Annotated in this window: 23 protein-coding genes; 11 read left to right on the top strand and 12 right to left on the bottom strand. The window is 72.3% G+C overall.

Features of this window, described 5'->3' with window-relative positions; all coding sequences use genetic code 11:
* Positions 1-3: 3 nt before the first annotated feature.
* The 4 genes from rox to GA0070619_RS10285 form a co-directional block, all read right to left on the bottom strand.
* Entirely contained in the window at positions 4-1,431 is a 1,428-nt protein-coding gene (gene rox, locus GA0070619_RS10300) for a rifampin monooxygenase (RefSeq protein WP_088947852.1), read from the bottom strand.
* Positions 1,432-1,593: 162 nt separating this feature from the next.
* Positions 1,594-2,616 (bottom strand): phosphotransferase enzyme family protein, encoded by a 1,023-nt coding sequence (locus GA0070619_RS10295; RefSeq protein WP_088951689.1) that lies wholly within the window; start codon positions 2,614-2,616, stop codon positions 1,594-1,596.
* Positions 2,617-2,676: 60 nt separating this feature from the next.
* Positions 2,677-3,150: an SRPBCC family protein gene (locus GA0070619_RS10290; RefSeq protein WP_088947851.1), complete on the bottom strand. Its 474-nt coding sequence runs from the start codon at positions 3,148-3,150 to the stop codon at positions 2,677-2,679.
* A complete protein-coding gene (locus tag GA0070619_RS10285; RefSeq protein ID WP_088947850.1) occupies positions 3,134-3,478 on the bottom strand; it encodes an ArsR/SmtB family transcription factor in 345 nt (114 codons plus the stop codon). The genes GA0070619_RS10290 and GA0070619_RS10285 overlap by 17 nt, the downstream gene beginning before the upstream one ends.
* 95 nt (positions 3,479-3,573) lie before the next feature.
* Between GA0070619_RS10285 and GA0070619_RS10280 the strand changes: the two genes are divergently transcribed.
* Positions 3,574-4,224: a flavodoxin family protein gene (locus tag GA0070619_RS10280; protein ID WP_088951688.1), complete on the top strand. Its 651-nt coding sequence runs from the start codon at positions 3,574-3,576 to the stop codon at positions 4,222-4,224.
* 284 nt (positions 4,225-4,508) lie between these two features.
* On the opposite strand, the gene GA0070619_RS10275 is transcribed toward GA0070619_RS10280, so the two are convergent.
* Positions 4,509-5,000 (bottom strand): type II toxin-antitoxin system PemK/MazF family toxin, encoded by a 492-nt coding sequence (locus tag GA0070619_RS10275; protein WP_030336385.1) that lies wholly within the window; start codon positions 4,998-5,000, stop codon positions 4,509-4,511.
* A gap of 51 nt (positions 5,001-5,051) precedes the next feature.
* On the opposite strand from GA0070619_RS10275, the gene GA0070619_RS10270 reads away from it, so the two are divergent.
* Together GA0070619_RS10270 and GA0070619_RS10265 are read left to right on the top strand one after the other, a co-directional pair.
* Positions 5,052-5,567 (top strand): NUDIX hydrolase, encoded by a 516-nt coding sequence (locus GA0070619_RS10270; protein ID WP_088947849.1) that lies wholly within the window; start codon positions 5,052-5,054, stop codon positions 5,565-5,567.
* A 26-nt stretch (positions 5,568-5,593) separates the two neighbouring features.
* Positions 5,594-6,925, top strand: coding sequence for a serpin family protein (locus GA0070619_RS10265; RefSeq protein WP_088951687.1), 1,332 nt, complete (start codon positions 5,594-5,596; stop codon positions 6,923-6,925).
* An 87-nt stretch (positions 6,926-7,012) separates the two neighbouring features.
* Here GA0070619_RS10265 and GA0070619_RS32330 read toward each other — a convergent pair whose 3' ends face one another.
* The 5 genes from GA0070619_RS32330 to GA0070619_RS10235 all read right to left on the bottom strand — a co-directional run bounded on the left by GA0070619_RS32330 (position 7,013) and on the right by GA0070619_RS10235 (position 11,278).
* Positions 7,013-7,552: a DUF2267 domain-containing protein gene (locus GA0070619_RS32330; protein WP_172862019.1), complete on the bottom strand. Its 540-nt coding sequence runs from the start codon at positions 7,550-7,552 to the stop codon at positions 7,013-7,015.
* A 42-nt stretch (positions 7,553-7,594) separates the two neighbouring features.
* Positions 7,595-7,993, bottom strand: a complete 399-nt coding sequence (locus tag GA0070619_RS10250) for an NUDIX hydrolase (protein WP_088947848.1) — start codon at positions 7,991-7,993, stop codon at positions 7,595-7,597.
* A 55-nt stretch (positions 7,994-8,048) separates the two neighbouring features.
* Positions 8,049-9,344, bottom strand: a complete 1,296-nt coding sequence (locus tag GA0070619_RS10245; protein ID WP_088951685.1) for an MGH1-like glycoside hydrolase domain-containing protein — start codon at positions 9,342-9,344, stop codon at positions 8,049-8,051.
* Between the two features lie 74 nt (positions 9,345-9,418).
* Complete coding sequence (locus GA0070619_RS10240) at positions 9,419-10,240, bottom strand: sugar phosphate isomerase/epimerase family protein (RefSeq protein ID WP_088947847.1); 822 nt, start codon at positions 10,238-10,240, stop codon at positions 9,419-9,421.
* Positions 10,241-11,278, bottom strand: a complete 1,038-nt coding sequence (locus tag GA0070619_RS10235; protein ID WP_088947846.1) for a zinc-dependent alcohol dehydrogenase — start codon at positions 11,276-11,278, stop codon at positions 10,241-10,243.
* A 115-nt stretch (positions 11,279-11,393) separates the two neighbouring features.
* Here GA0070619_RS10235 and GA0070619_RS10230 point away from each other — a divergent pair, with 115 nt between their 5' ends.
* The 4 genes from GA0070619_RS10230 to GA0070619_RS10215 are packed head-to-tail and all read left to right on the top strand — an operon-like array spanning position 11,394 to position 15,267.
* Complete coding sequence (locus tag GA0070619_RS10230; RefSeq protein ID WP_088947845.1) at positions 11,394-12,788, top strand: ABC transporter substrate-binding protein; 1,395 nt, start codon at positions 11,394-11,396, stop codon at positions 12,786-12,788.
* Entirely contained in the window at positions 12,785-13,741 is a 957-nt protein-coding gene (locus GA0070619_RS10225; RefSeq protein WP_088947844.1) for a carbohydrate ABC transporter permease, read from the top strand. The genes GA0070619_RS10230 and GA0070619_RS10225 overlap by 4 nt, the downstream gene beginning before the upstream one ends.
* Positions 13,741-14,607 carry a carbohydrate ABC transporter permease gene (locus GA0070619_RS10220; protein WP_088947843.1) on the top strand — a complete coding sequence of 289 codons (867 nt, stop codon included), beginning with the start codon at positions 13,741-13,743 and terminating at the stop codon, positions 14,605-14,607. Before GA0070619_RS10225 ends, GA0070619_RS10220 begins: the two co-directional genes overlap by 1 nt.
* A 54-nt stretch (positions 14,608-14,661) precedes the next feature.
* Positions 14,662-15,267: a class I SAM-dependent methyltransferase gene (locus GA0070619_RS10215; protein ID WP_088947842.1), complete on the top strand. Its 606-nt coding sequence runs from the start codon at positions 14,662-14,664 to the stop codon at positions 15,265-15,267.
* Positions 15,268-15,397: 130 nt separating this feature from the next.
* Here the strand turns inward: GA0070619_RS10215 and eccB are convergent, their stop codons facing one another.
* A complete protein-coding gene (gene eccB, locus GA0070619_RS10210) occupies positions 15,398-16,783 on the bottom strand; it encodes a type VII secretion protein EccB (protein WP_088947841.1) in 1,386 nt (461 codons plus the stop codon).
* A gap of 127 nt (positions 16,784-16,910) precedes the next feature.
* Between eccB and GA0070619_RS10205 the strand changes: the two genes are divergently transcribed.
* On the top strand, positions 16,911-17,630 hold the full coding sequence (locus GA0070619_RS10205; RefSeq protein ID WP_088947840.1) for a polyamine aminopropyltransferase: 720 nt from the start codon (positions 16,911-16,913) through the stop codon (positions 17,628-17,630).
* A 165-nt stretch (positions 17,631-17,795) separates the two neighbouring features.
* Positions 17,796-17,972 carry a hypothetical protein gene (locus GA0070619_RS32775; protein ID WP_172862018.1) on the top strand — a complete coding sequence of 59 codons (177 nt, stop codon included), beginning with the start codon at positions 17,796-17,798 and terminating at the stop codon, positions 17,970-17,972.
* 4 nt (positions 17,973-17,976) lie between these two features.
* On the opposite strand, the gene GA0070619_RS10200 is transcribed toward GA0070619_RS32775, so the two are convergent.
* Positions 17,977-19,779: an acyl-CoA dehydrogenase gene (locus GA0070619_RS10200; protein WP_088947839.1), complete on the bottom strand. Its 1,803-nt coding sequence runs from the start codon at positions 19,777-19,779 to the stop codon at positions 17,977-17,979.
* A 155-nt stretch (positions 19,780-19,934) separates the two neighbouring features.
* Between GA0070619_RS10200 and GA0070619_RS10195 the strand changes: the two genes are divergently transcribed.
* Entirely contained in the window at positions 19,935-20,357 is a 423-nt protein-coding gene (locus GA0070619_RS10195; protein ID WP_088947838.1) for an MmcQ/YjbR family DNA-binding protein, read from the top strand.
* 69 nt (positions 20,358-20,426) lie between these two features.
* Positions 20,427-20,807: a VOC family protein gene (locus GA0070619_RS10190; protein ID WP_088951684.1), complete on the top strand. Its 381-nt coding sequence runs from the start codon at positions 20,427-20,429 to the stop codon at positions 20,805-20,807.
* Positions 20,808-20,829: the final 22 nt, after the last annotated feature.

Below are 20,829 nucleotides of genomic sequence, written 5' to 3'. Positions count from 1 at the left end.
CGTTCAGCCGGCGGCTGCACCGAACCATCTGGGCAGCTGGCCGAGCAGCTCCGTCTGGTCGTCGCCCACCCACGCCACGTGGCCGTCTGGCCGCAGGAGCACGGCGGGCACGTCCAGTTCCTCGCTGACGTCGACGACGTGGTCGACCCGGTCCGCCCACCCGGCGACGGAGAGCCGGCCGGTCTGGTCGAGCAGCAGTCCGCGGCCCCCGCGCATCAGCTCGTAGAGGCGTCCCTGCTTGAGCCGTACGTCGCGCAGGTGGCGGCCGAGCATCTCGTGGCCCTCGCCGAAGTCGTAGCGGACCCCGATCGCGGTGACCTTCTCGATCAGGTACCGGTTGACGTCCTCGAAGTCCAACAGCTCCGACAACAGTTGACGCACCGACCGGGGTCCCGGCTCGGGCGACAGCAGCAGCATCTGCGCGCGGGTGTTGTTCAGGACGTCGGCGGCCACCGGGTGCCGTTCGGTGTGGTAACTGTCCAGCAGCCCGTCCGGCGCCCAGCCGTTGACGGCGGCGGCCAGTTTCCACCCGAGGTTGAACGCGTCCTGGATGCCGAGGTTGAGCCCCTGCCCGCCGGTTGGCGGGTGGATGTGCGCCGCGTCGCCGGCCAGCAGCACCCGGCCGGTCCGGTAGCGCTCGGCCAGCCGAGTGGCGTCGCCGAAGCGGGAGAGCCAGCGCGGTGAGTGCACGCCGAAGTCGGTGCCCGCGTACGCCAGCAGTTGTCGCTTGAACTCCTCGATGGTCGGCGGGACCGAGCGATCCTCGACCACCCCCTCGGCGGGAACCAGGACGCGGTACACCCCGTCGCCCAGCGGCCCGAGGCCGAACCGCAGGTGCGTCGTGCGCACCTCGGCCACCACCTCGGCCACCGTCTCCGGTGCTACGCCCACCTCCATCTCGCCCAACAGGGACTCGACCCTGCTGGGCTCACCGGGAAAGCCGACGCCGAGCAGTTTGCGCACGGTGCTGCGGCCACCGTCGCAGCCGACGAGATAGCGCGACCGCAGCTGCCCGCCGTCGGCCAACCGCACTGTCACCCCGTCGTCGTCCTGGCTGAGCCCGACCAGTTCGCAGCCGCGCCGGATCTCCACGCCGACGTCGGCGGCGTGCTCAGCCAGCAGGCGGTCCGTCGTGGTCTGCGGGATGCCGAGGACGTACGGATGGGCGGTGTCCAGCCCGCTCGGCGACGGCTTGGGAATGGCGGCGAAGAAGCCACCGACCGGGTGCTGCTGGCCGAGCGCGAGGAACCGCTCCAACAGGCCACGCTGATCCATCACCTCGATGCTGCGCGCGTGCAGCCCGAGCGCACGGACGTACGGGGTCGGCTCGGTGTCCCTCTCCACCACTAGCACGTGCACCCCGTGCAGTCGCAACTCGCTGGCCAGCATCAGGCCGGTCGGCCCGCCGCCGGCAATGATGACATCGATCATCAAATCCCCCGATTTTCCCAGCTTTGGGCTCAGGGTGGTGATTCTGCGGCACGACCCGGGTCTTGCCACAAGGCCCCGGGTGCGATATATGTTGGAGGTGGCAAGGAGCGCATGAGCTCCTTGCCTTTGTTGTTTCCCGTCGCGGGCGGCCGGGTCTTTCGGTCAACGCCGCCGGTCGAGATCGCGCAGCGCCGCGTCGGCGAGGGTGACCAGACCGACCGGCGACACCAACCCCCGCACGATGCGCGCCGCCCGATCCCTGTCGGCCGTCTCGGCGTCCGGGTCCAGCGCCTGGCGGGTCCAGTCGCTGAGGTCGTCGAGCGCGCGGACCGCGAGGAACCACGCCAGGCGGGCCGGGTCGATGTCGGCCGGGCCGTAGCCGGCGAGAACGGCCTTCTGCTGACGGGTGCTGATCGGCGCGAAGGCGAGCACCCCACCCAGCACGAACATCAGGTCACACTCGGGCGGGGCGAGCACCACGTCGTCCCAGTCGATCAACCAGACCTGCCCGTCCGGGCCGAGCAGCAGATTGCCCAGGTGCGGGTCGCTGTGGCAGACGACGGCCGGGCCGGGCCGGGCGCGCTGGTCGACGGCGAGGCGCTCGACGTCACGGGTCAGTGTGACCACCCGGTCGGCCACCCCGGACCACACGCCCGCCAGCTCCGCGGCCAGCGGCCCGGCGAGGTCGTCCGGATCCGGATCGCGCAGCCGCTCGGCCACCGCGCGGGTCCCGGCCACGATCGAGGGGTACGCCGCGCCGCCCGCCGGCAACAGTCGTCGCACCTCGTCGATCACCGGCACCGCGTGCACGGCGGCCAGCACCTCGCCGTACGCGCGCCAGTGCGCGTCGGTCATCGGGCCGTCGAGCGCCCGCTGATCGGAGACCCAGGGCACGACCGAGAGGCGGTGGCCGTCGTGTTCGACGGACAGCCGCCCGTCCCGGGTGGGCATCGGCGCGGCGATGCCCGGCACCCCCTGGCCGGCCAGGTACGCCGTCACGGCCAGGCCGGCGCGGGTGCCGCCACCGCTCAGTTTGACCGCGTACCGAGAGCCATCGACGCCGCAGGCCAGCCACAGTCGGGCGCGCTGGTCCGCGCCGTGGGTCACCCGTTCCAGTGTGGACAGATGCAGGCCGAAGCCAGTGTGGACCCGCTCGGCCACCTGCCGCGTGATGTCCTCGCTCACCCGGACACCATCCCACCGGGCGGCCCACCAGCGCACCGCTTAACGGTGACGGGGGCGGAGTCAGCGCAGTGTGGCGAGGTACCGGTCCAGCGCTGCGTACGACTCGGCTGCCCCCTGGGCCATCCCGGAGTCGATCATGCCGTCGCGCTGCGCCGTGGTGTCGAAGCGGGTGCTGCTCGTGATGGTGGTGCGCCCGTCCTGCTCGGTGAAGACCAGCGTCTCCACCGCCACCTGGCCGGGCATGCCCTCGAACTCGAAGGTCTGCACGATCCGCTCCGGCACGACGATCTCCCGGTATTCACCGCGGAAGGCGTAGTCGTTGCCGTCCTGGGCGTGCTCGACGCAGCGATAGTGGCCGCCCACCCGGAAATCGATCTCGACGTCCAGCGGGTTACCCCGCCCCCACCAGTGCTTGAGGTGCTCGGCCTGGGTGTGCGCGGCGTAGACCAACTCGCGTGGGGCGTCGAAGGACCGGGTGAGGGTGACCTCCCGATCGGACGGCAGGTCGATCGTGAGGTCAGGGAGATTGTTCATGACGGGTCTCCTTCAGGTCGCGTAGGTAGTCGTCCAAGGTGTCGTAACGGTCGTCCCAGAGTCGGCGGTACTGGTCGACCCACTCGGCGAGCGTCCGCAGCGGCGCCGGGTCGAGCCGGCAACGACGCCACTGCGCCTCCCGGGTCCGCACGATCAGGCCGGCGCGCTCCAGCACCGCGAGGTGCTTGGAGATCGCCTGGAGGCTGATCGGGAACGGCGCTGCCAGCTCGTTGACCGTCGCCTCGCCGGTTGCGAGCCGGGCCAAAATGGCCCGGCGGGTGGGATCAGCGAGTGCGGCGAACACCGCGCTGACGGGATCTGTTGTCATCTGCCGCTTTCAACCTGTTGGCTAATCAACTTGTTGGTTGAATATACGGGCGCCGTCCGGGTATGGGCAAGCAACTCGGCCGAAAGGAACTCGACGTGGCGACCATCCGCGCCCTCGTGCTCAACTGCACCCTCAAGCCGTCACCGGGCCCGTCCAGCTCCGAACAGCTCGGTCGGGAGGTGCTCGACGAGTTGGCCGCCCAGGGCGTGGAGGGCGAACTGGTCCGGGTGGTGGACCACGATGTGCGCTTCGGCGTGTCCACCGACGAGGGCGACGGCGACGGCTGGCCGGCGATCCGCGCCAAGCTGCTGGCGGCGCAGGTGCTCATCATCGCCACGCCGATCTGGCTCGGCCAACCGTCCAGCGTCTGCAAGATGGTCCTCGAACGTCTCGACGCCGAACTCTCCGAGACCGACGACGAGGGCCGGCTGCTCACCTACGGCAAGGTGGCCGGGGTAGCCGTCGTCGGCAACGAGGACGGCGCGCACCACACCATCGGCCAGGTGCAGCAGGCGCTCAACGAGGTCGGGTTCACCCTCGCCGCCGCCGCGGCGACCTACTGGGTGGGTGAGGCACTGCACAAGGTGGACTACCGCGACGCCGGCCCCAAGCCCGACACCACCGGTCGCACCACGAAGGCGCTGGCGCTCAACACCGCACACCTGGCGCGGCTGCTCGCCGACCGGCCGTACCCGCCGCCGGACGCGAAGGGCGCCGCGGTCGGCCCGAGCCGCGAGTCGGCCTGACCACGTCGGTCAGGTCCGCGCCGGTTCCTGACCCCGGACCCCTACCTGCGTCGCTGTAGAGCTGCCCCGGTAATGGGGCAGCTCGCAGCGCAGCGACCATCGGGCCGCACGCGACATCCACCTCGAACGCCCGTCGATTGGGACAGCTCGCGGCGCAGCGACCATCGGGCCGCACGGCACCACCTCGGACGCCCGTCGATGGGGACAGCACGCAGCCCAGCGCACCCCGGGCGCGCGGACCACCCAGACGCCCCACCCGTGGGGCAGCTCTACAGGTGTGCGGGTCAGCGCCAGCCGTAGCCGGCGCGCAGCGCCTGCCCGACCCGGTCGAACCGGGGCCGGTCCAGCACGGCGCCCTCGCGGCGGATGCTGTCCTCACGCATGGTGAGTACCCGGTCCAACCGGACCCAGCTCGGCCGGTTGTCCCGATCCCACTCGCCCGGCCCGAGCGCGAACCAGTGCCGCTGCCCGTCCCGCTCGCTCTGGCTGGACAGCATCAGCCCGAACAGCGTCCGGCTGTGCCGTCCGACAACCAGCACCGGCCGGTCCTTGCCCTGGCGGGGGTCGTCCTCGTACGGCACCCACGTCCAGACGATCTCGCCCGGGTCGGCTTGGCCGTCGCGCTCCGGAGCGTAGGTCAGCTCCCGACGCTGCAACGCGCTCACCTGGCGGCGGCGGGCCACCTGCGCGGGGGCCGGCCCGGTGCGCCGAGGCGACGGAATCACCGCGCCTACCCGGGAGATGCGAGCCGCGACATTCCTCAACAGACCAGCCACGGCGGGCAGCCTACCCGCCGCCCCGAGCGGTCGGTGCGACAGACTGGCCCGATGGACGAGCTGCCCCGCGACCTGCCGATCCTGGAACGACGCGCGGTGCGGGTGGTGGTCACCGACGGCTTGGATCGGGTGTTGCTGTTCCACACCCGCGACCCTGACCACCCCCGGCTGGGCACCTGGTGGGAGCTGCCCGGCGGCGGCATGGATCCCGGAGAGACCTACCTCGACACGGCGGTGCGGGAGCTGCACGAGGAGACCGGCATCCTCATCACCGCCGACCATGTGGGCGCACCGACCTGGCGCCGACGGGCGAGCTTCCTGCACCGCCAGCTGCGGCACGTCCAGGATGAGGTCGTCGTCAGCGTACGGCTCGCCGGTGCCGGTCCCGACGTGGACGAGGCGCACCGGCTCGACTACGAGTTGGAGGACTACTTCGCCTTCCGCTGGTGGCCGCTGCCGGAGGTGATCGCGAGCCCGGAACGGTTCTATCCCGGGCAGCTCCCCCGGCTGATCACCGCCTTCCTCGCCGGCGAGGAGATCGACGAGCCGTTCGAGCTGTGGTCGTGAGCCGGGTCGGCGGGCAGAGTGGGGGCATGACGACCGATCTGCACGGGCCGCTCTCCGCGTACGCCGCACGGCTGCACGCCACGGTCGGCGACCGGCACCACGTCGCCTCCCCGCTCGGGGCCTGGCTGCTGCTCGCGGTCTGCGCCACCGAGCCGGCCGACACCGAGCCGGCCGACATCGAGCCGGCCGACACCGAGCCGGCCGAATCCAACCCGGCCGCCGAGGACGCGGCCGGCGAGGGCCCGAGCGCCGACGGCCCGGCCGCCGAGGACCTGGCTCACGCCTTGGGCACCGACCTGGCCAGCGCGGCCGAGGTCGCCCGCGTGCTGCTGGACGCGCCGCATCCGCTGGTCAGGTCCGCCACCGCGCTCTGGCGCCGAGCGGGGCGGGGTGACGGCGGTTCGGCCGCGTGGCGGGCCGCGCTGCCCAGGACGACCGACGTCGGTGAGCTGCCCGATCAGGCCGGTCTGGACGCCTGGGCGCGCGAGCACACCGACGGCCTGATCGACACGTTTCCCCTGAAGGTCAGCCCGAACGTGGTCTTCGCCCTGGCCAGCGCGCTGGCCACCCGGGTGTCCTGGGCGACCCCGTTCGACGTCGCCGACGCCGGCGCGCTCGGTGGCGGCAGCCCGTGGGCGCGCGGGCTACGACGGGCGTTGCGCAGCCCGAGCCATGGTCACCGCTGCGCCATCGTGTCCACCGAGCGGCTCGGTGACGTGATCGTGCACGCCGCCCCTGCCCAGACGACCGACGGTGCCGGGTTGGTGGTCCTCTCGGTGGCCGCCGACCCGCAGGTGCCGCCGAGCGAGGTGCTGGCCGTCGCGTACGACCTCAGTGTCGGCGCGGCCGACGGCGCGCAACCGGCCGGCGCCCGGTCCCTGTTCGACCTGCCGCTCGGTGATGCTCCGCTGTGGACGGTACGCGAGGAGCGGGTGCGGACCCGGGCGCGCGACGGCCGCGAGGAGCGCCACAACGCCGTCCTCCCCTGCTGGTCTGCCCGCAGTGAGCATGACCTGACCGCGCCGGCGCTCGGCTTCAAGGCGGCGTCGACGATGCTGGCGAAGGCGCTTGCCCAACCAATCGAGAGCTTCGACGCGCGTCAGGTGGCGATGGCCCGGTTCGGCCGGTACGGCTTCGAGGCGGCGGCCGTCACCGGCATGGTCGGGCTGGTCAGCCTGCCGCCCGAGGGCGTCGCCCGCACCGCCGAGCTGCGGTTCGGCCACCCGTACGCCGTGGTGGCCGTCGCCACCGACACCCGGGCGGACGGTGTCACCGGGCCGTGGCACGGGGTGCCGGTCTTCTCCGCCTGGGTCACTGAGCCCGAAGAGCTGCCCGAGGCCGACGCCGCCGACCGGTGAGCAGGACAGCTGCCGTCCCTGATACCCCGACTTCAAGGAACCCGAGTCGATCTTCCCCGGACCCGGCCGGACGGGCACGGGAGGGGGTCAGGGCCCGAGCCGTTCGGGCGCGGCCCCGCCCTCGTCGCCGCGCGGCAGTCTCGCCACCATGTCCCGGAACTCCCGTACGGTCATCGCCTCACGCAGGGTCGCGAAGACCGCCCCGGTTCCGGCCCGGGCGGTCGCCGGATCCACCGCGGCACGCCGTCCCACCCGACGAAGGAACTCCGCCGGACCGGCGTCCGCATGCGGCGGAACGGCGGTGCCGCCGACATCCAGGCCCAGCCCGGCGTCCGGCCCGTCCATGCCCGGGCCGGCGACCCCACCCCGCCCCGGGGCAGGACCAACCGTCCCGACCGCGTCCGGCGCTGGACCGACGGTTCCGGGCTCATCCGGCGCGGGACCGGCCAGGTAGCCGCCGACCTCGTCCGGAAGGTGCCCCACCAGGTCGTCGGGCGCGTCGCCGGTCACCCGCTCGGCCATCGTCTGGAGGACGGCGCGGGCGAGCGCGGCGGCCTGTTCGCTCGGCAGGCCGGAACGCCGGGACACCGCGTCGATGAAGTACGGAAACCCGTCGCCGTCGGTCACGCCCGGGCGGTTACCCCCGGCCGGCGTCGGCAAACTGCGCCGTCAGCGCAGCAGGCCCTCGGCCAGCAGGTAATCGAAAATGATCTGGTCGACCGGCGAGGTGCGGTGCCGGTCGGCGTACCCCAGCCAGTCCATCTCCGCGATCTCGCTGGCCGGGCGCAACCGCCCCTGATATCCGGCCCGGTAACAGGTCATCCGCACTGTGGTGCCGCCCGCGTGGCCGTGTGCCGCAGCGGTGAAGGTGCCCAGGTGCACCGCGTCGCGTACGTCCACGTCGACGCTCAACTCCTCGTCGATCTCCCGGCGCAGGGTCTCCAGGTCGGTCTCACCCGGCTCCCGCTTGCCACCGGGCAGATACCAGACGTCCTTGCCCACGGACCGGGTGCTCAGCACCCGCCCGTCCTCGATGAGGATCCAGGCCACCTTGTCGATCTCGGGCACGCCGCCCCTTCCGGTCGAAGACCGGGCACGCTACCAGCCGGGGCCCGCCAGACACTCACTCGGCCAGCAGGTCGAGCAGCAGCGCGGCGGTCCAACTGAACGCCGGTGAGCCCAACCCGACGCCGGTGTCCGGATGGAAGTACTCGTGGCACCCGGCCCCGGCGACCAGACCGATCATCGAGCGGCGCAGCCCGGCGGCCAGCTCCGGGTGCCCGTGCGCGAGCAGCCCGCGCCGGATCAGCCAGCCGGTGTTCAGCCAGCTCGGGCCGCGCCAGTAACGCAGCGGCTCGAAGTCGGGCGCGGTGCGGTCGTGGGTGGGCAACGGCCGCTCCATGTGCCGGGCCACCCCGAAGCGCGCCGAGCGGGCCTCGACGACCAGCGCGTCGACCTGCCGGGTCGGCAGGTCGGGCAGGATCAGCGGTGTCAGCCCGAGCACGGTACGGGCGCTGACCAGCCGGTCGGTGCGCAGGTCGCGGGGCTGGAACGTGCCGGTGTCCGGGGCGTACAGCCTGCGTACCAGGGCTTCGGTGATCCGGGACGCACGGGCCCGGTGCGGCCCGGGGTCGTGGCCGATGAGCACGGCGATCTCGGCCAGGGCGTGCTCGGCCGCCCCGAACGCCGCGTTGAACAGCGGGCACTCCACGAGGAACGGATGGCCCTCGGCCAGACTCCGGTCGTCGTAGCCGTTGTCGCGGTACGCGGCGACGATCGCCAGGTAACGCGCGTAGTCCAGGTCCGTGGGGCGGTGCGCGGCGTCGGCGTGCGCGGTGTCATGCCGACGGTACGCGCGCATCACCGCGGCCTCGGCTCCGACCGCGGCCATCGGCTCGTCCCAGGCGGGGCTGTTGTCCAGGCCGGACTCCCACGGGTGCACGATGCAGACCAGCCCGTCGCCGACCACGTCCCGCCGGTCGGCCAGGTAACGCTGCTGGGCGACCAGTGCGGGATAGAGCTGACGCAGGGCGGCCATCCCGGCCGGGTCGGGTGCCCGCCGGTACGCGAGCAACGCGGCGAGCGCGTGCACCGGCGGCTGGACCAGGCCGGACGTGTCCACGTCAGGAGTGCCCTGGGCGTCCGCCGAGCGCCACATCTCCGGCCCCGGGAAGTACGCGCCGACCCGCAGCGCCGGGTTGAACACGATGTGCGGCACCCTTCCGTCGGCCCACTGGGCCCGGAACAGGCTCGTCAGCTCCCGCCGGGCCCGGTCGGGACGAATCTGGGCCAGCCCGATCGCGATGAACGCCGAGTCCCAGCTCCACTGGTGCGGGTAGAGCGTGCGGGAGGGCACCGTGTGGTCGTGCTCCCAGTTGGCGTCGAGCGTGTCGACAGCGAGTCGGCGCAGCCCGGCCATGTCGGCCGGCCCACCCGTGCGGACGGTGTCGAGGTGGGCGGTCACGCCGACGCGCGTCGGCCCTGCCCCGGCGGTCACGCGGCGGCCCGCCGGGGCAGGGCGTGACGCAGCACCGTGGCGGCCTGTTGCAGGGCCCGGACCGGGTCGCCGCGCAGCCGGCACTCCAGGGCGAGCCAGCCGGAGTAGTCCAGCTCCAGCAGCGTACGCACCAGCGCCGGCCAGTCCAGGTGCCCCGCGCCCGGCTGGTAGCGGTTGGAGTCGCTGACCTGCACGTGACCGAGGTAGGGCGCGGCGGCGCGCAGCGCGCGGTGCATGTCGTCCTCCTCGATGTTCATGTGGAAGGTGTCCGCGACCACCCGGACCGACGGCAACCCGACAGCGGCGCAGAGCGCCACCGCCTCGTCGAGACGGTTGACCATGTGGTCCTCGTACCGGTTGAGGGGTTCGAGGAAGAGGGTGACCCCCTCGGCCCGGGCGTGCTCGCCCAGCTCGCCCAGGGCGTCGAGGAGGACCTGCCGGTCACCGGCCGGCGGGCGCGGCGGCTCGAACGGTGGCAGCCGCCGGGAGAACATGCCCCAGGCGGCCGGTGTCATCACGCCGATGCCGCCCAGCTCGCCGATGGCCGACAGTTGGGAGCGCAGGTTGCGCACGGCGTCGGCGGACCGGGCGGGGTCGAAGTCGCCAATGAAGTGGTCCATCTCGACGCAGACGGTGGGCATCACCACCCCGGCGGCGCGGGCGCGGCGCAGCTCGGGCAGGCGACGGGCGAACGCGAGGTCACCGCGTCCGCGTAGCTCGATGCCCTGGTAGCCGAGGGCGGCCGCGAGGGCGTACTTCTGGATCAGGTTGGTGCCCGGCAGGAGTTGTTCCTGGCAGGCCAGCGCGATGGTGGTCATCTAGAACCTCAGCACCACTTGGAGGACGTCACCGGCGCCGCGGTCGAGCAGCGCGAGGGCGTCGGCGACCGCGCTGGCGTCGACGATGTGGCTGACCAGCGGCAACGGATCGACGCTGTGTTCGGCCACCAGGTCCATGAAGGTCTGCGCGACCCGGTCACCGGTCCACCGCCCGGCCATGCTCGGCGCGGGGGTGGGCCCGGAGACCTGGGCGGCCACCAACTGGATGCGGTTGTGGTGGAACTCCTCGCCGAGGCCGAGCGCGTCGGCCTGGCCCTGGTAGAAGCCGGCGGCCACGACCCGACCGGCGTGTGCGGTGGATCGGATCGCCTCGTGCAACGCCGGGTACGCCCCGGACAACTCCAGGCAGACGTCCGCGCCCCGGCCGTCGGTGGCCCGACGCAGCACGGCGGCGGCGGACTCGGCGCGGACGTCCACAGTGGTTCGCGCGCCGTACCGGGCGGCGTGCTCCAACCGGCCGGGCACCGGGTCCACGGCCACCACCCGGGCGCCGGAGAGCACGGCGAGTCGGGTGGCGAGCAGCCCGATGACGCCCTGCCCGAAGACGGCGACCCAGTCGCCGAGGTGCAGGTCACCGGCGAGCACGGCGGTCAGCGCGATGGCCCCCGGGCGGGCGAAGACCGCGGCGAGCGGGTCCAACCCGGCGGGGAGCGGATTCACCGCCTCGGCGGCGAGCACGGCCTCGGCCCGGTGCCCCCAGATGCCCCAGACGAGCTGCCCGGGGTGGCGGTCGGTGACATCCGGCGCCACCTCGACGACCTCACCGACCTCCTCGTAGCCGAAGCCGATCAGCGGGTAGGGCACCGGGGTCTGCCGGGGGACGAACATCCGGGCGGCGTCGTCCCAGTCCTTGCTGAGCCGGGGATTGCTGCCCCGGTAGAGGGTCAGCTCGGTGCCGGCGGAGATGCCCGAGTAGGAGGTGCGGACCCGGACCTGGCCGGGGCCGAGCGGATCCGGGGGGCAGGGCTCGAGGCTGATCCGTCGAGGCCCGGCGAGAGAGACCACCCAGTTGCCCATGTGTCACATCCCGGTAGCACTGGGTTCCAGGATAGCAAAAAATAGCCATATGTCTTGCTATTGATCAATCGAAGGTGTTGGATCCTTCATGTACCCTTCGAGAGGAGTGCCACCGATGTCAGCACCTCCGAGGCGGATACTCGCCACCACCCTGATCATGGCACTGACAGCGTCCACCCTGCTGGCCTGCGGAGACGACGAATCGGACAGCAGCAGCAAGAAGATCACCGTCTGGAGCCTGGAGGACGTCGCCGACCGGGTCACCGCCACCAAGGCGATCGTCGCCGACTTCACCGCGAAGACCGGGATCCAGGTCGACCTGGTGACCGTCAACGAGGACCAGTTCCCCTCCCTGATCGCCGCCAACGCCGCCGCCGGTGACCTGCCCGACGTCGTGGGTTCGGTCTCCCTCGCCGGCATCCGTACGCTCGCCGGCAACGAGCTGCTGCACGCCTCGGCGAACGCGGAGGTCGTCGACAAGCTGGGCAGGCAGACGTTCTCACCGCGGGCGCTGGAGCTCACCTCCGACGAGGGCAAGCAGCTCTCCGTGCCCAGCGACGGCTGGGGCCAACTGCTCGTCTACCGCAAGGACCTGTTCACCGCGGCCGGCCTGCCCGCACCCGACACGTACGAGCGGATCACCGCCGCCGCGGCGAGACTGAACACCGGCGGCGTCGCCGGGATCACCGCGGCGACCGCCCCCAGCGACGTGTTCACCCAGCAGACCTTCGAACACCTGGCGCTGGCCAACGACTGCCAGCTCAGCGACGACTCGGGCAAGGTCACCCTGGATTCGCCCCAGTGCGTCGAGGCGTTCCGCTTCTACGGCGACCTGATCCGCAACAGCTCGGTGAAGGGCGCGCAGGACGTGGACACCACCCGGGCCACCTACTTCGCCGGCAAGGCGGCCATGGTGATCTGGTCTCCGTTCATCCTCGACGAGCTGGCCGGGCTGCGTAACGACGCCAAGCCCACCTGCCCGCAGTGCCAGGCCGACCCGGGGTTCCTCGCGAAGAACAGCGGCTTCGTCACCGCGATCAAGGGCCCGAACGGCACCGAGCCGGCCCAGTACGGCGAGATCAGCTCCTGGGCCGTGCTGGACGGCGCGGCGGCCGACCCGGCGAAGTCCTTCGTGGAGTACATGCTCAGTGACGGCTACCCGAGCTGGTTCGGCATGTCCCCCGAGGGCCGCTTCCCGGTCCGCAAGGGCACACCGGCCGAGCCGGAGGCGTACCTGACCCGGTGGAACACCAGCCAGGCCGGCGTGGACGCCAAGAAGCCCCTCGCCGACGTGTACGGCGACGAGGTGCTGGCCACGCTGCGCCGCAGCCCGGACACGTTCGGGCGGTGGGGCCTCAGCCAGGGGCAGGGCAAGCTGGTCGGTGCCATGCTCGGGGAGCTGCCGGTGCCGAAGGTGCTGGCTGACCTCGTCTCCGGCAAGTCCGACGCGACGGCCACCGCCAACCGCGCCAAGAAGGACGTCGACGCGATCAAGGCGGGCGTCAATTGACGACCACCGCGCCCGGCCCCGGCCGCTCCCCCACCCGGGAGCGGCCGGAGCCACCCCGGCGCCGACCACTGACCCTGCGCCGCCGCGAATCCCGGGCCGGGCTCGCGCTGGTCGCACCGACCCTGCTCGTCACGATCGCGGTCATCGGCATCCCGATCGTGTGGACCGTGGTGCTCGCCTTCCAACGGGTCCGGCTCGCCACGCTGCGCAAGACCGGCCTGTTCGGCGACTTCACCATGGACAACATCGACCGGGTGCTGCACACCCCCGGCTTCGCCGAGACGCTGTGGGTGACGCTGATCTACAGCGTCGGCGGCACCGTCGGGTCGATAGTGCTCGGCCTGGTGGCCGCCCTGGTGGTCCGCCGGCCGTTCCGGGGTCGCACCCTGGTCCGGGCGTCCATGCTGCTGCCGTACGTGGCGCCGGTGGTCGCGGTGACCTTCGTCTGGCAGGTGATGCTCGACCCGCAGCTCGGCATCGTCAACGCGTGGGGCCAGCGCCTGCTCGGCTGGGACGCCCCGGTGCCGTTCCTGTCCCAGGAGTCGACGGCCCTGGCCACGGTGATCGCGTTCGAGGCGTGGCGCTACTTCCCGTTCGCCTTCCTGTTCCTGCTGGCCCGGCTCCAGGCGGTGCCCGGTGAGTTGGAGGAGGCCGCCCGGGTCGACGGAGCCACCCCCACCCAACGGTTCCGGCACATCCTGCTGCCCCAACTGCTGCCGGTGATCGCCCTGCTGGGCGTGCTGCGCTTCATCATGACGTTCAACAAGTTCGACGACGTCTACCTGCTCACCGGCGGCGCGGCGGGCACCGAGGTGGTCAGCGTGCGGGTGTACGAGTTCCTCACCGCCCGTACCGACATCGGCGCCGCGGCCGCGCAGGCGGTCGTGCTGGCAGTGGTGCTCATCGTGTTCGTGCTGATCTACCTGCGCTTCTTCGGACGGAGGGTGAGCTGATGGACCGGGACGTGGTCGAGACGGTGAGCCTGCGCTGGCTGCGCCGACTGGTGATCGCCGCGTTCCTGGTGGTCACCGTCTTCCCCTTCTACTACATGCTGGTGCTCTCGGTGCGGCCGATCGAGCGGCTGCTGCTCGACCCGGGCGCGCTGGTGGTCGGCTTCGGTGAGCTGACCGTCGCCACGTACGCCGAGGTGCTCAAGGCCACCGACGACGGCGGCCAGGGCTTCCTCACCTTCATCCGCAACAGCAGCCTCGTCGCCGTCGCGGCGACCGTGCTCACGCTGCTCGTCGCGATTCCCGGCGCGTACGCGGTGGCCCGGCTGCGTTTCTTCGGCCGGCGGCAGGTCGACTTCCTGTTCCTGGCGGTCTACCTGTTCCCGTCGATCGTCATCGCGATCCCGCTGTTCGTGGTGTTCAGCCTCGCCGGGCTGCGCGGCTCGCTGTTCGGCCTGGTGCTCGTCTACATCTCGCAGACACTGCCGGTCTCGGTCTACATGCTGAAGAACTACTTCGAGACCATCCCGGTCAGCCTGGAGGAGTCCGCCGCCATCGACGGCGCCGGCCGGCTGGGCATCATCCGGCGGGTCAGCCTGCCGCTGGCCATGCCGTCGGTCATGGCGGTCGCGCTCTACGACTTCATGATCGCCTGGAACGAGTTCCTCTTCGCCCTGCTGTTCCTGGTCGACAAGCCCGACCGGTGGACGGTGTCGCTGGGGTTGTCCCTGCTCGCCGACGGTGTGGAGGTCCCCAAGACGGTGCTGATGGCCGGGTCGGTCGTGCTCACCCTGCCGATCGTGATCCTCTTCTTCGCCAGCGAACGCCTGCTCACCGAGGGGCTGACCAGCGGCGCGGAGAAGGGATGATCGTCTCCTCCGGGTCCCCCGCCGCTCCCCCACCGGCCCGGTTACGGTGGCCTCATGGCCAACCCGACCCGCTGGGCGACCGACACCGGTCCCGAGCACTCGCAGTGGTATATCGACCGGTTCCGCAAGCTCGCGGCCGAGGGCGCGGACCTGGCCGGAGAGGCCCGCCTGGTGGACACTCTGGTCGCGCCCGGCTCACGGATCCTCGACGCCGGCAGCGGCACCGGCCGGGTCGGCGCCGCGCTGGCCGAGCGTGGGCACACAGTGGTGGGGGTGGACGCAGACCCCGCGCTGGTGGCGGCGGCCAGCGCCGACTATCCCGGCCCGACGTGGCTGGTCGCCGACCTGGCCGAGCTGGACCTACCGGCGCTGGGTGAGGCGGAGCCGTTCGACGCGGCGGTGCTGGCCGGCAACGTCCTCGCCTTCGTCGCCGTCGGCACCGAACCGGAGGTGCTGCGCCGGGTCGCCGCGCACCTGCGCCCCGACGGTGTGCTGACAGTGGGCTTCGGCACCGAACGCGGTTATCCACTGACCGCGTTCGACGCCGACGCCGTGGCCGCCGGGCTGCGCGTGGAGCACCGCTTCGCCACCTGGGACCTGCGCCCGTGGCGCGACGACGCGCCGTTCGCGGTCAGCGTCCTGCGCCGTCCGGCCGACTGACACCGTCTGCCGCGCGTCGCTCTCCGGTGATCAAGAGGTTTGCGTCAGGCTCGCGCCGTTTTTTGACGCAAACCTCTTGATCACCGCCGCCCTGGCGGCCCGGCGGCCCGGGGGGCGGGGTTTGGGGGGATCAGTCGGCGGCGGCGACGGCACGCGCGGCGGCCGGGTCCAGGGTCGCGCCGGCGGGCACCAGGCTGACCAGGCCGGCCGGCAACCGCAACGGTCGGACACTGCGGTAACCGAGCATCGCGAGCACCTCCCGGTCGGCCAACACGTACCGCCGGCCCAGGTCGGTGACCACGGAAACCGCACCGCCGGTCGCACCGGGCGCCGCGGCGGCCTCGACCACCGCGCCACGACCCGGCTCCACCAGCACATGGTCGGCCAGCACCGCGCCGCCGGTCGGCGCGGTGCGGGGAGCGGCCGTCAGGTCCCGCAGCGGTACGCCCCACCGCACCTCACCAACCCCGCCGTCGTCGGCGACCCGGGTGCAGAGGGCCCCGTCGCCGCCCGCGGCGAGCCGGGGCGGGCTCGGTGGCGGGGCGTTCGGGCCGGTCGGAGCGAGGTCGGGCACCGTGGGCAGCGCGGCGAACTGACCCAGCGTCATCGGCACCGGCTCGCCCTGCCCGGTGCGGGCCAGCAACAACCCCGCCTGCAACTCGGTGATGCCGGCCAACCCGGCGTCGAGCGCCACCGCGTACTGCCGGCCGCCGCCGGAGTTGCTCACCAGGTAGACCGTGCCGACGGTGGTGCCCGGCACGCCGGTGGCGGGACGGCCCAGCCCGGGCAGGTCGAGCGGGGCGAGGTCGGTGCCGGCCGGCAGCGAGTTGAGCAGGGCGGGCGCCACCGGCACCGCCTGCGCCCGGGTGGTGGCGAGCGCGGCCAGCACCCGGCTCGGATCACGCACGAGGTATCGCCGTTGGTGCCAGACGAGGTGCAACCCGCCGTCGGGGTGGCGCAGCAGCAGCGCCTCGTCGCCCAGCGGCCGACCGCCGTCGGGCTCGGTGCCGATCAGCAGGGCCGAGCGGGGTGCCTCGCTGCCCGCGCCGGCGGGGACGGTCGAGCAGACCGTCCACCCCCCGTTGGCCAGCCGGCCGGGGGCGGGCAGCGAATCAGGCGCGTCCGCGATGCCCAGCGGCAGCCCGCGCGGCACGCCGTCGATCGTGCGGCGGGAGACCAGTACGGTCTTCGACCGGTCCGCACCGACGATGAGCAGCGCGGAGGCGTAGTTGAGCACCGGGTGCAGCTTCTGCTCGCGATAGACGAACCGGGCGCCGGACTCCTTCTCCACGATCACCGCGCCCGGGTCGCGCCAGCCCTTGCCGCCACCGGCGAACAGCCCGTAGAGCGCCGAGCCACCGAGCCCGATCGCCGCGACCAGGACGCTGGCCAGACCCGCGCCGGCCAGCCGCCGAAACGGCGACTGCGCGGGGTCGGTCTCCCGCATGACCAGGGCGGCGACCGCCCGTTGGACGCTGAACTGGTAGGAGTGCAGCTGGTCCTGCCGCGACGGCATCAGGTCCCTTCCGACGGATCGGCCGGGCACAGGATATGCGTTCCGTCGATGTCCCGTGTTCCCTGCGTGGCCGGCACGGGGCAACCGGTACCATCCGGGGACGAAAACGACGGCGAGAGGGCCACCCGTGGGCGCGCGTTTCGAGGAACTGGCCTGGCGGGAGACGCCGATCGGCGCGATCAGCCTGCGTCGACGCCGGGACCCGGCACTTCAGGTCGAGGTGTACGAGGTCAAGCTCGACGACGAGTACCTGATGTCCAGCCTCTTCCCCGTCGCGGAGATCGAGCTGGCCCGGCTCGGTCTCGCCGAGGTGCCCGGTGACTCGATCGACGTGGTGGTCGGCGGTCTCGGGCTGGGATACACCGCCTGCACGGCACTGGGCGACCCCCGGGTGCGTTCGCTGTTCGTGGTGGAGGCGATCGAGGACGTGATCGACTGGCACCGGCAGGGGCTGCTGCCGTTCGCGGCGGGCCTCGCCGAGGATCCGCGGACCCGGTTCGTGCAGGCCGACTTCTTCGCGGCGGTGGCCGGTGACGTCGGCTTCGACGCCGAGGTGCCCGGGCGGCGGTTCGACGCGGTGCTGCTCGACGTCGACCATTCCCCGCGCAACGTCCTGCACCCCAGCCATGCCGCGTTCTACCCGCCGGCCGGTCTGCGCCGGCTGGCCGCGCTGCTGCGCCCTGAGGGGGTCTTCGCGCTCTGGTCGGACGACCCGCCGGACGCCGAGTTCACCGCGGCGCTCACCGAGGTGTTCGTGGACGTACGGGCGCACGTCGTGCCGTTCGCCAACCCGTTGACCGGTGGTCAGTCGGCCAACACCGTGTACGTGGCGCGCGCCGGCGGCTGAGCTCGTCCTTGATCGACTCTGATTTTCGAGAGTCGGGGTGTCTCCGCGCCCCGGACACCCTGGCCTGAAAGAACCCGAGTCGATCAATCGGCATGGTGTCGGCCGGACGGGGAACCTGAACCCGGGCCCGGCGCACCAGGCGCGGCCGGTTACGGGAGGTTCGAGATGCGCGCACTGCTCTGGGTCGTCGGCGTGGTCGCCGGCGTGCTCATCCTGCTCGGGTTGCTCCTCGAGGCGGTCCGCTGGCTGGCCATCATCGGTGTCATCGCACTGGTGATCGTGATCGTCTGGGGCGTCGTCAAGGGGCGGCAGGCGATGCAGCACCAGAGCCGACGACGCTGACCGGTCAGAACCAGTCCGGCCGCATGTCGAGCGTGGTCCGGTCCCGGCTCTCCAGCAGGTCGAACTGCGGACCGGTACGAGGCAGCTCGACCGCGAAAAAGTAGCGGGCGGCCTGGCGCTTGCCGGCGTGGAACGCGTCGCCGGTCCCCTCCGGCGGCAGCGCCAGCACCTGCTCCAGCCACATCCACGCGATCACCACGTGCCCGACGGCCTCCAGGTACGCGCTGGCGTTGGCCAGCGCGAGCACCGGGTCACCGTCGGCCCACAGCCGACGGGTCACCGCCGTCACCCGGGCCGCCGCGTCGGCCAGCCGGTCCGCCAGACCGGCCGCCCCGCCACCGGTCTGCCGGGCCCGCTCGACGGTGTCCCCGATCGTCGCGGTCAGCAGGGCAAGGCCGGCGCCGCCCTGCATGGTCATCTTGCGGCCCAGCAGATCCAGAGCCTGGATGCCATGGGTGCCCTCGTGGATCGGGTTGAGCCGGTTGTCCCGGTAGTGCTGCTCCACGTCGTGATCGCGGGTGTAGCCGGCACCCCCGAGCACCTGGATCGCCAGGTCGTTCGCGGCGAGGCACCACTGCGACGGCCAGCTCTTGGTGATCGGGGTGAGCACGTCCAGCAGCAGGTGCGCGCGCTCGCGGTCCGCCTCGACCGGCGCGGTCCCCTGCTCGTCGAGCAGCCGTGCGCAGTAGAGCACCAGCGCCAGCGCCCCCTCCACGTAGCTCTTCTGCGCGAGCAGCATCCGTCGTACGTCGGGGTGGTCGATGATCGGCACCTGCGCCGCCGCCGGGTCCTTCGCGCCGACCGGCCGGCCCTGCGGCCGCTCCCTGGCGTACGCCAGGCTCTTGAGATAGCCGGTGTAACCGAGCGCGGTGGCACCCGCCCCGACCCCGATCCGGGCCTCGTTCATCATGTGGAACATGTGCGCCAGCCCGTGGTGTGGCTCGCCGACGAGGTGACCGACGGCACCGGGGCGGCCGCCCGGGGTGTGCCCGCCGTCGCCGAAGTTGAGCAGGGTGTTGGTGGTGCCCCGGAACCCCATCTTGTGGTTGAGCCCGGCCAGGACCACGTCGTTGCGGTCGCCGAGCGACCCGTCCGCGCCGACCAGCACCTTCGGTACGACGAACAGTGAGATGCCCTTCACCCCGGGCGGGCCGCCGGGAATCCGCGCCAGGACCAGGTGCACGATGTTCTCGGCCAGCTCGTGGTCGCCACCGGAGATCCACATCTTGGTGCCGAAGAGCCGGTAGGAGCCGTCCTCCTGGGGCTCGGCACGGGTGGTGATGTCGGCCAGTGAGCTGCCGGCGTGCGGCTCGGACAGGCACATCGTGCCGAAGAAGCGGCCGTCCAGCATGGGCCGGACATAGGTGTCCACCTGCTCGGCACTGCCGTGCGCCAGCAGCAGGTTGGCGTTGCCCAGGGTGAGCATCGGGTACGCCGAGGTGGCCACGTTGGCCGCCTGGAACCAGGTGAAGCAGGCCGCCGCGACGGCGTGCGGCAGTTGCAGGCCGCCGACCGAGGCGTCCAGGCCGGCGGTGAGCAGGCCCGTCTCGGCGAAGCTGTCGAGCGCGGCGCGGACCTGCGGGATCAGCCGCACCCGCTGCCCGTCGAAGGTGGGCTCGGCGAGGTCGGAGGCGCGGTTGTGCGGGGCGAACTGCTCGGTGGCGACCCGCTCGGCGAGGTCCAGGGCGTCGTCGAAGGTCTCCCGGGAATGCTCGGCGTAGCGGGGACGCTCGACGAGTTCAGACACCCGCAGCCAGTCGTGCAGCAGGAAGTCGAGGTCGCGGCGGGAGAGCAGGGTGGACGGCACGGCACTCCTCAGCGGGCACGGGGGTGGGACGGGCCGGGACGACTGCCCACGATCGCCCCGGCCCCATCCTGGCGGATCCACAGGGCCCGCACCACCGGCGCGGGCGGTGCGGGGCGAGCGGAAATTGTCACACCGGGCGGCTAGCGTCGCTGCCCGTGACCGAACCCGGAGACGTCCCGCCCGAGGTCCTCGACCGGCTGCGGCCGATCTGCCTCGGGCTGCCGGAGACCTACGAGGAGCCCGCCTGGGTGGGCACCCGCTGGCGGATCCGCAAGCGGACCTTCGCCCACGTCCTCACCGTCGACCCCGACCGCCAGGTGGCCCACGCCCGGGCCGCCGAGGTCGATGAGCCGGCCTGCCTGCTGACCTTCCGGTCGCCACTCGACGAGATCGCCGGGCTCCTCGGTGGCGGGCACCCCTTCTACAAGCCAGAGTGGGGGCCGACAGTGATGGGCATGGTCCTGGACGGGGGCACCGACTGGGACGAGGTGGCCGAGTTGCTCACCGAGAGCTACTGCATGCTGGCCCCGAAGCGGCTCGCCGCCCTGGTCGGCCCGCCGGCCCCGCCGACCGACTGAGCGCGGCCGGGGCCGGACCGTCCTCATTGGACCATTCGTGAGTGGACAGGCGTCGATATGCTGCCACGCATGCATCGAAGCCGTGTCTACGCCCTGCTGATCGACGCCCCCGCGGCGGAGGCCACCCGGGCGGCGGAGTTCTGGTCGGCCGCGCTCGGCGTCAGCACCCGGTCCCATCCGGCGGAGCCGCAGTTCGTCGGTCTGCACGAGGCGCTGCCGGGGCTGGTCGCCGCGGTCCAGGCGGTCGACGACGAGCCGCGTTTCCACCTCGACATCGAGACCGACGACGTGCCGGCCGAGACCGCGCGGTTGATCGGTCTGGGCGCCACCGAGGTGTCGCAGTGGCTCGAGTGTCGGATCCTGCGGGCACCCGGCGGGCACCTGCTCTGCGTGTTGCCGGTGGAAAGCCCGCCGGAGCTCTTCGCCGCCGAGGCCCGCACCTGGTCCTGACGCGTCGGGGTTGTCGGAGGGT

It is taken from the genome of Micromonospora zamorensis (assembly GCF_900090275.1).
Taxonomy (GTDB): Bacteria; Actinomycetota; Actinomycetes; order Mycobacteriales; family Micromonosporaceae; genus Micromonospora; species Micromonospora zamorensis.
The sequence above is the reverse complement of the archived record's forward strand: the minus strand, read 5'-3'. Positions and strand labels throughout refer to the sequence as shown.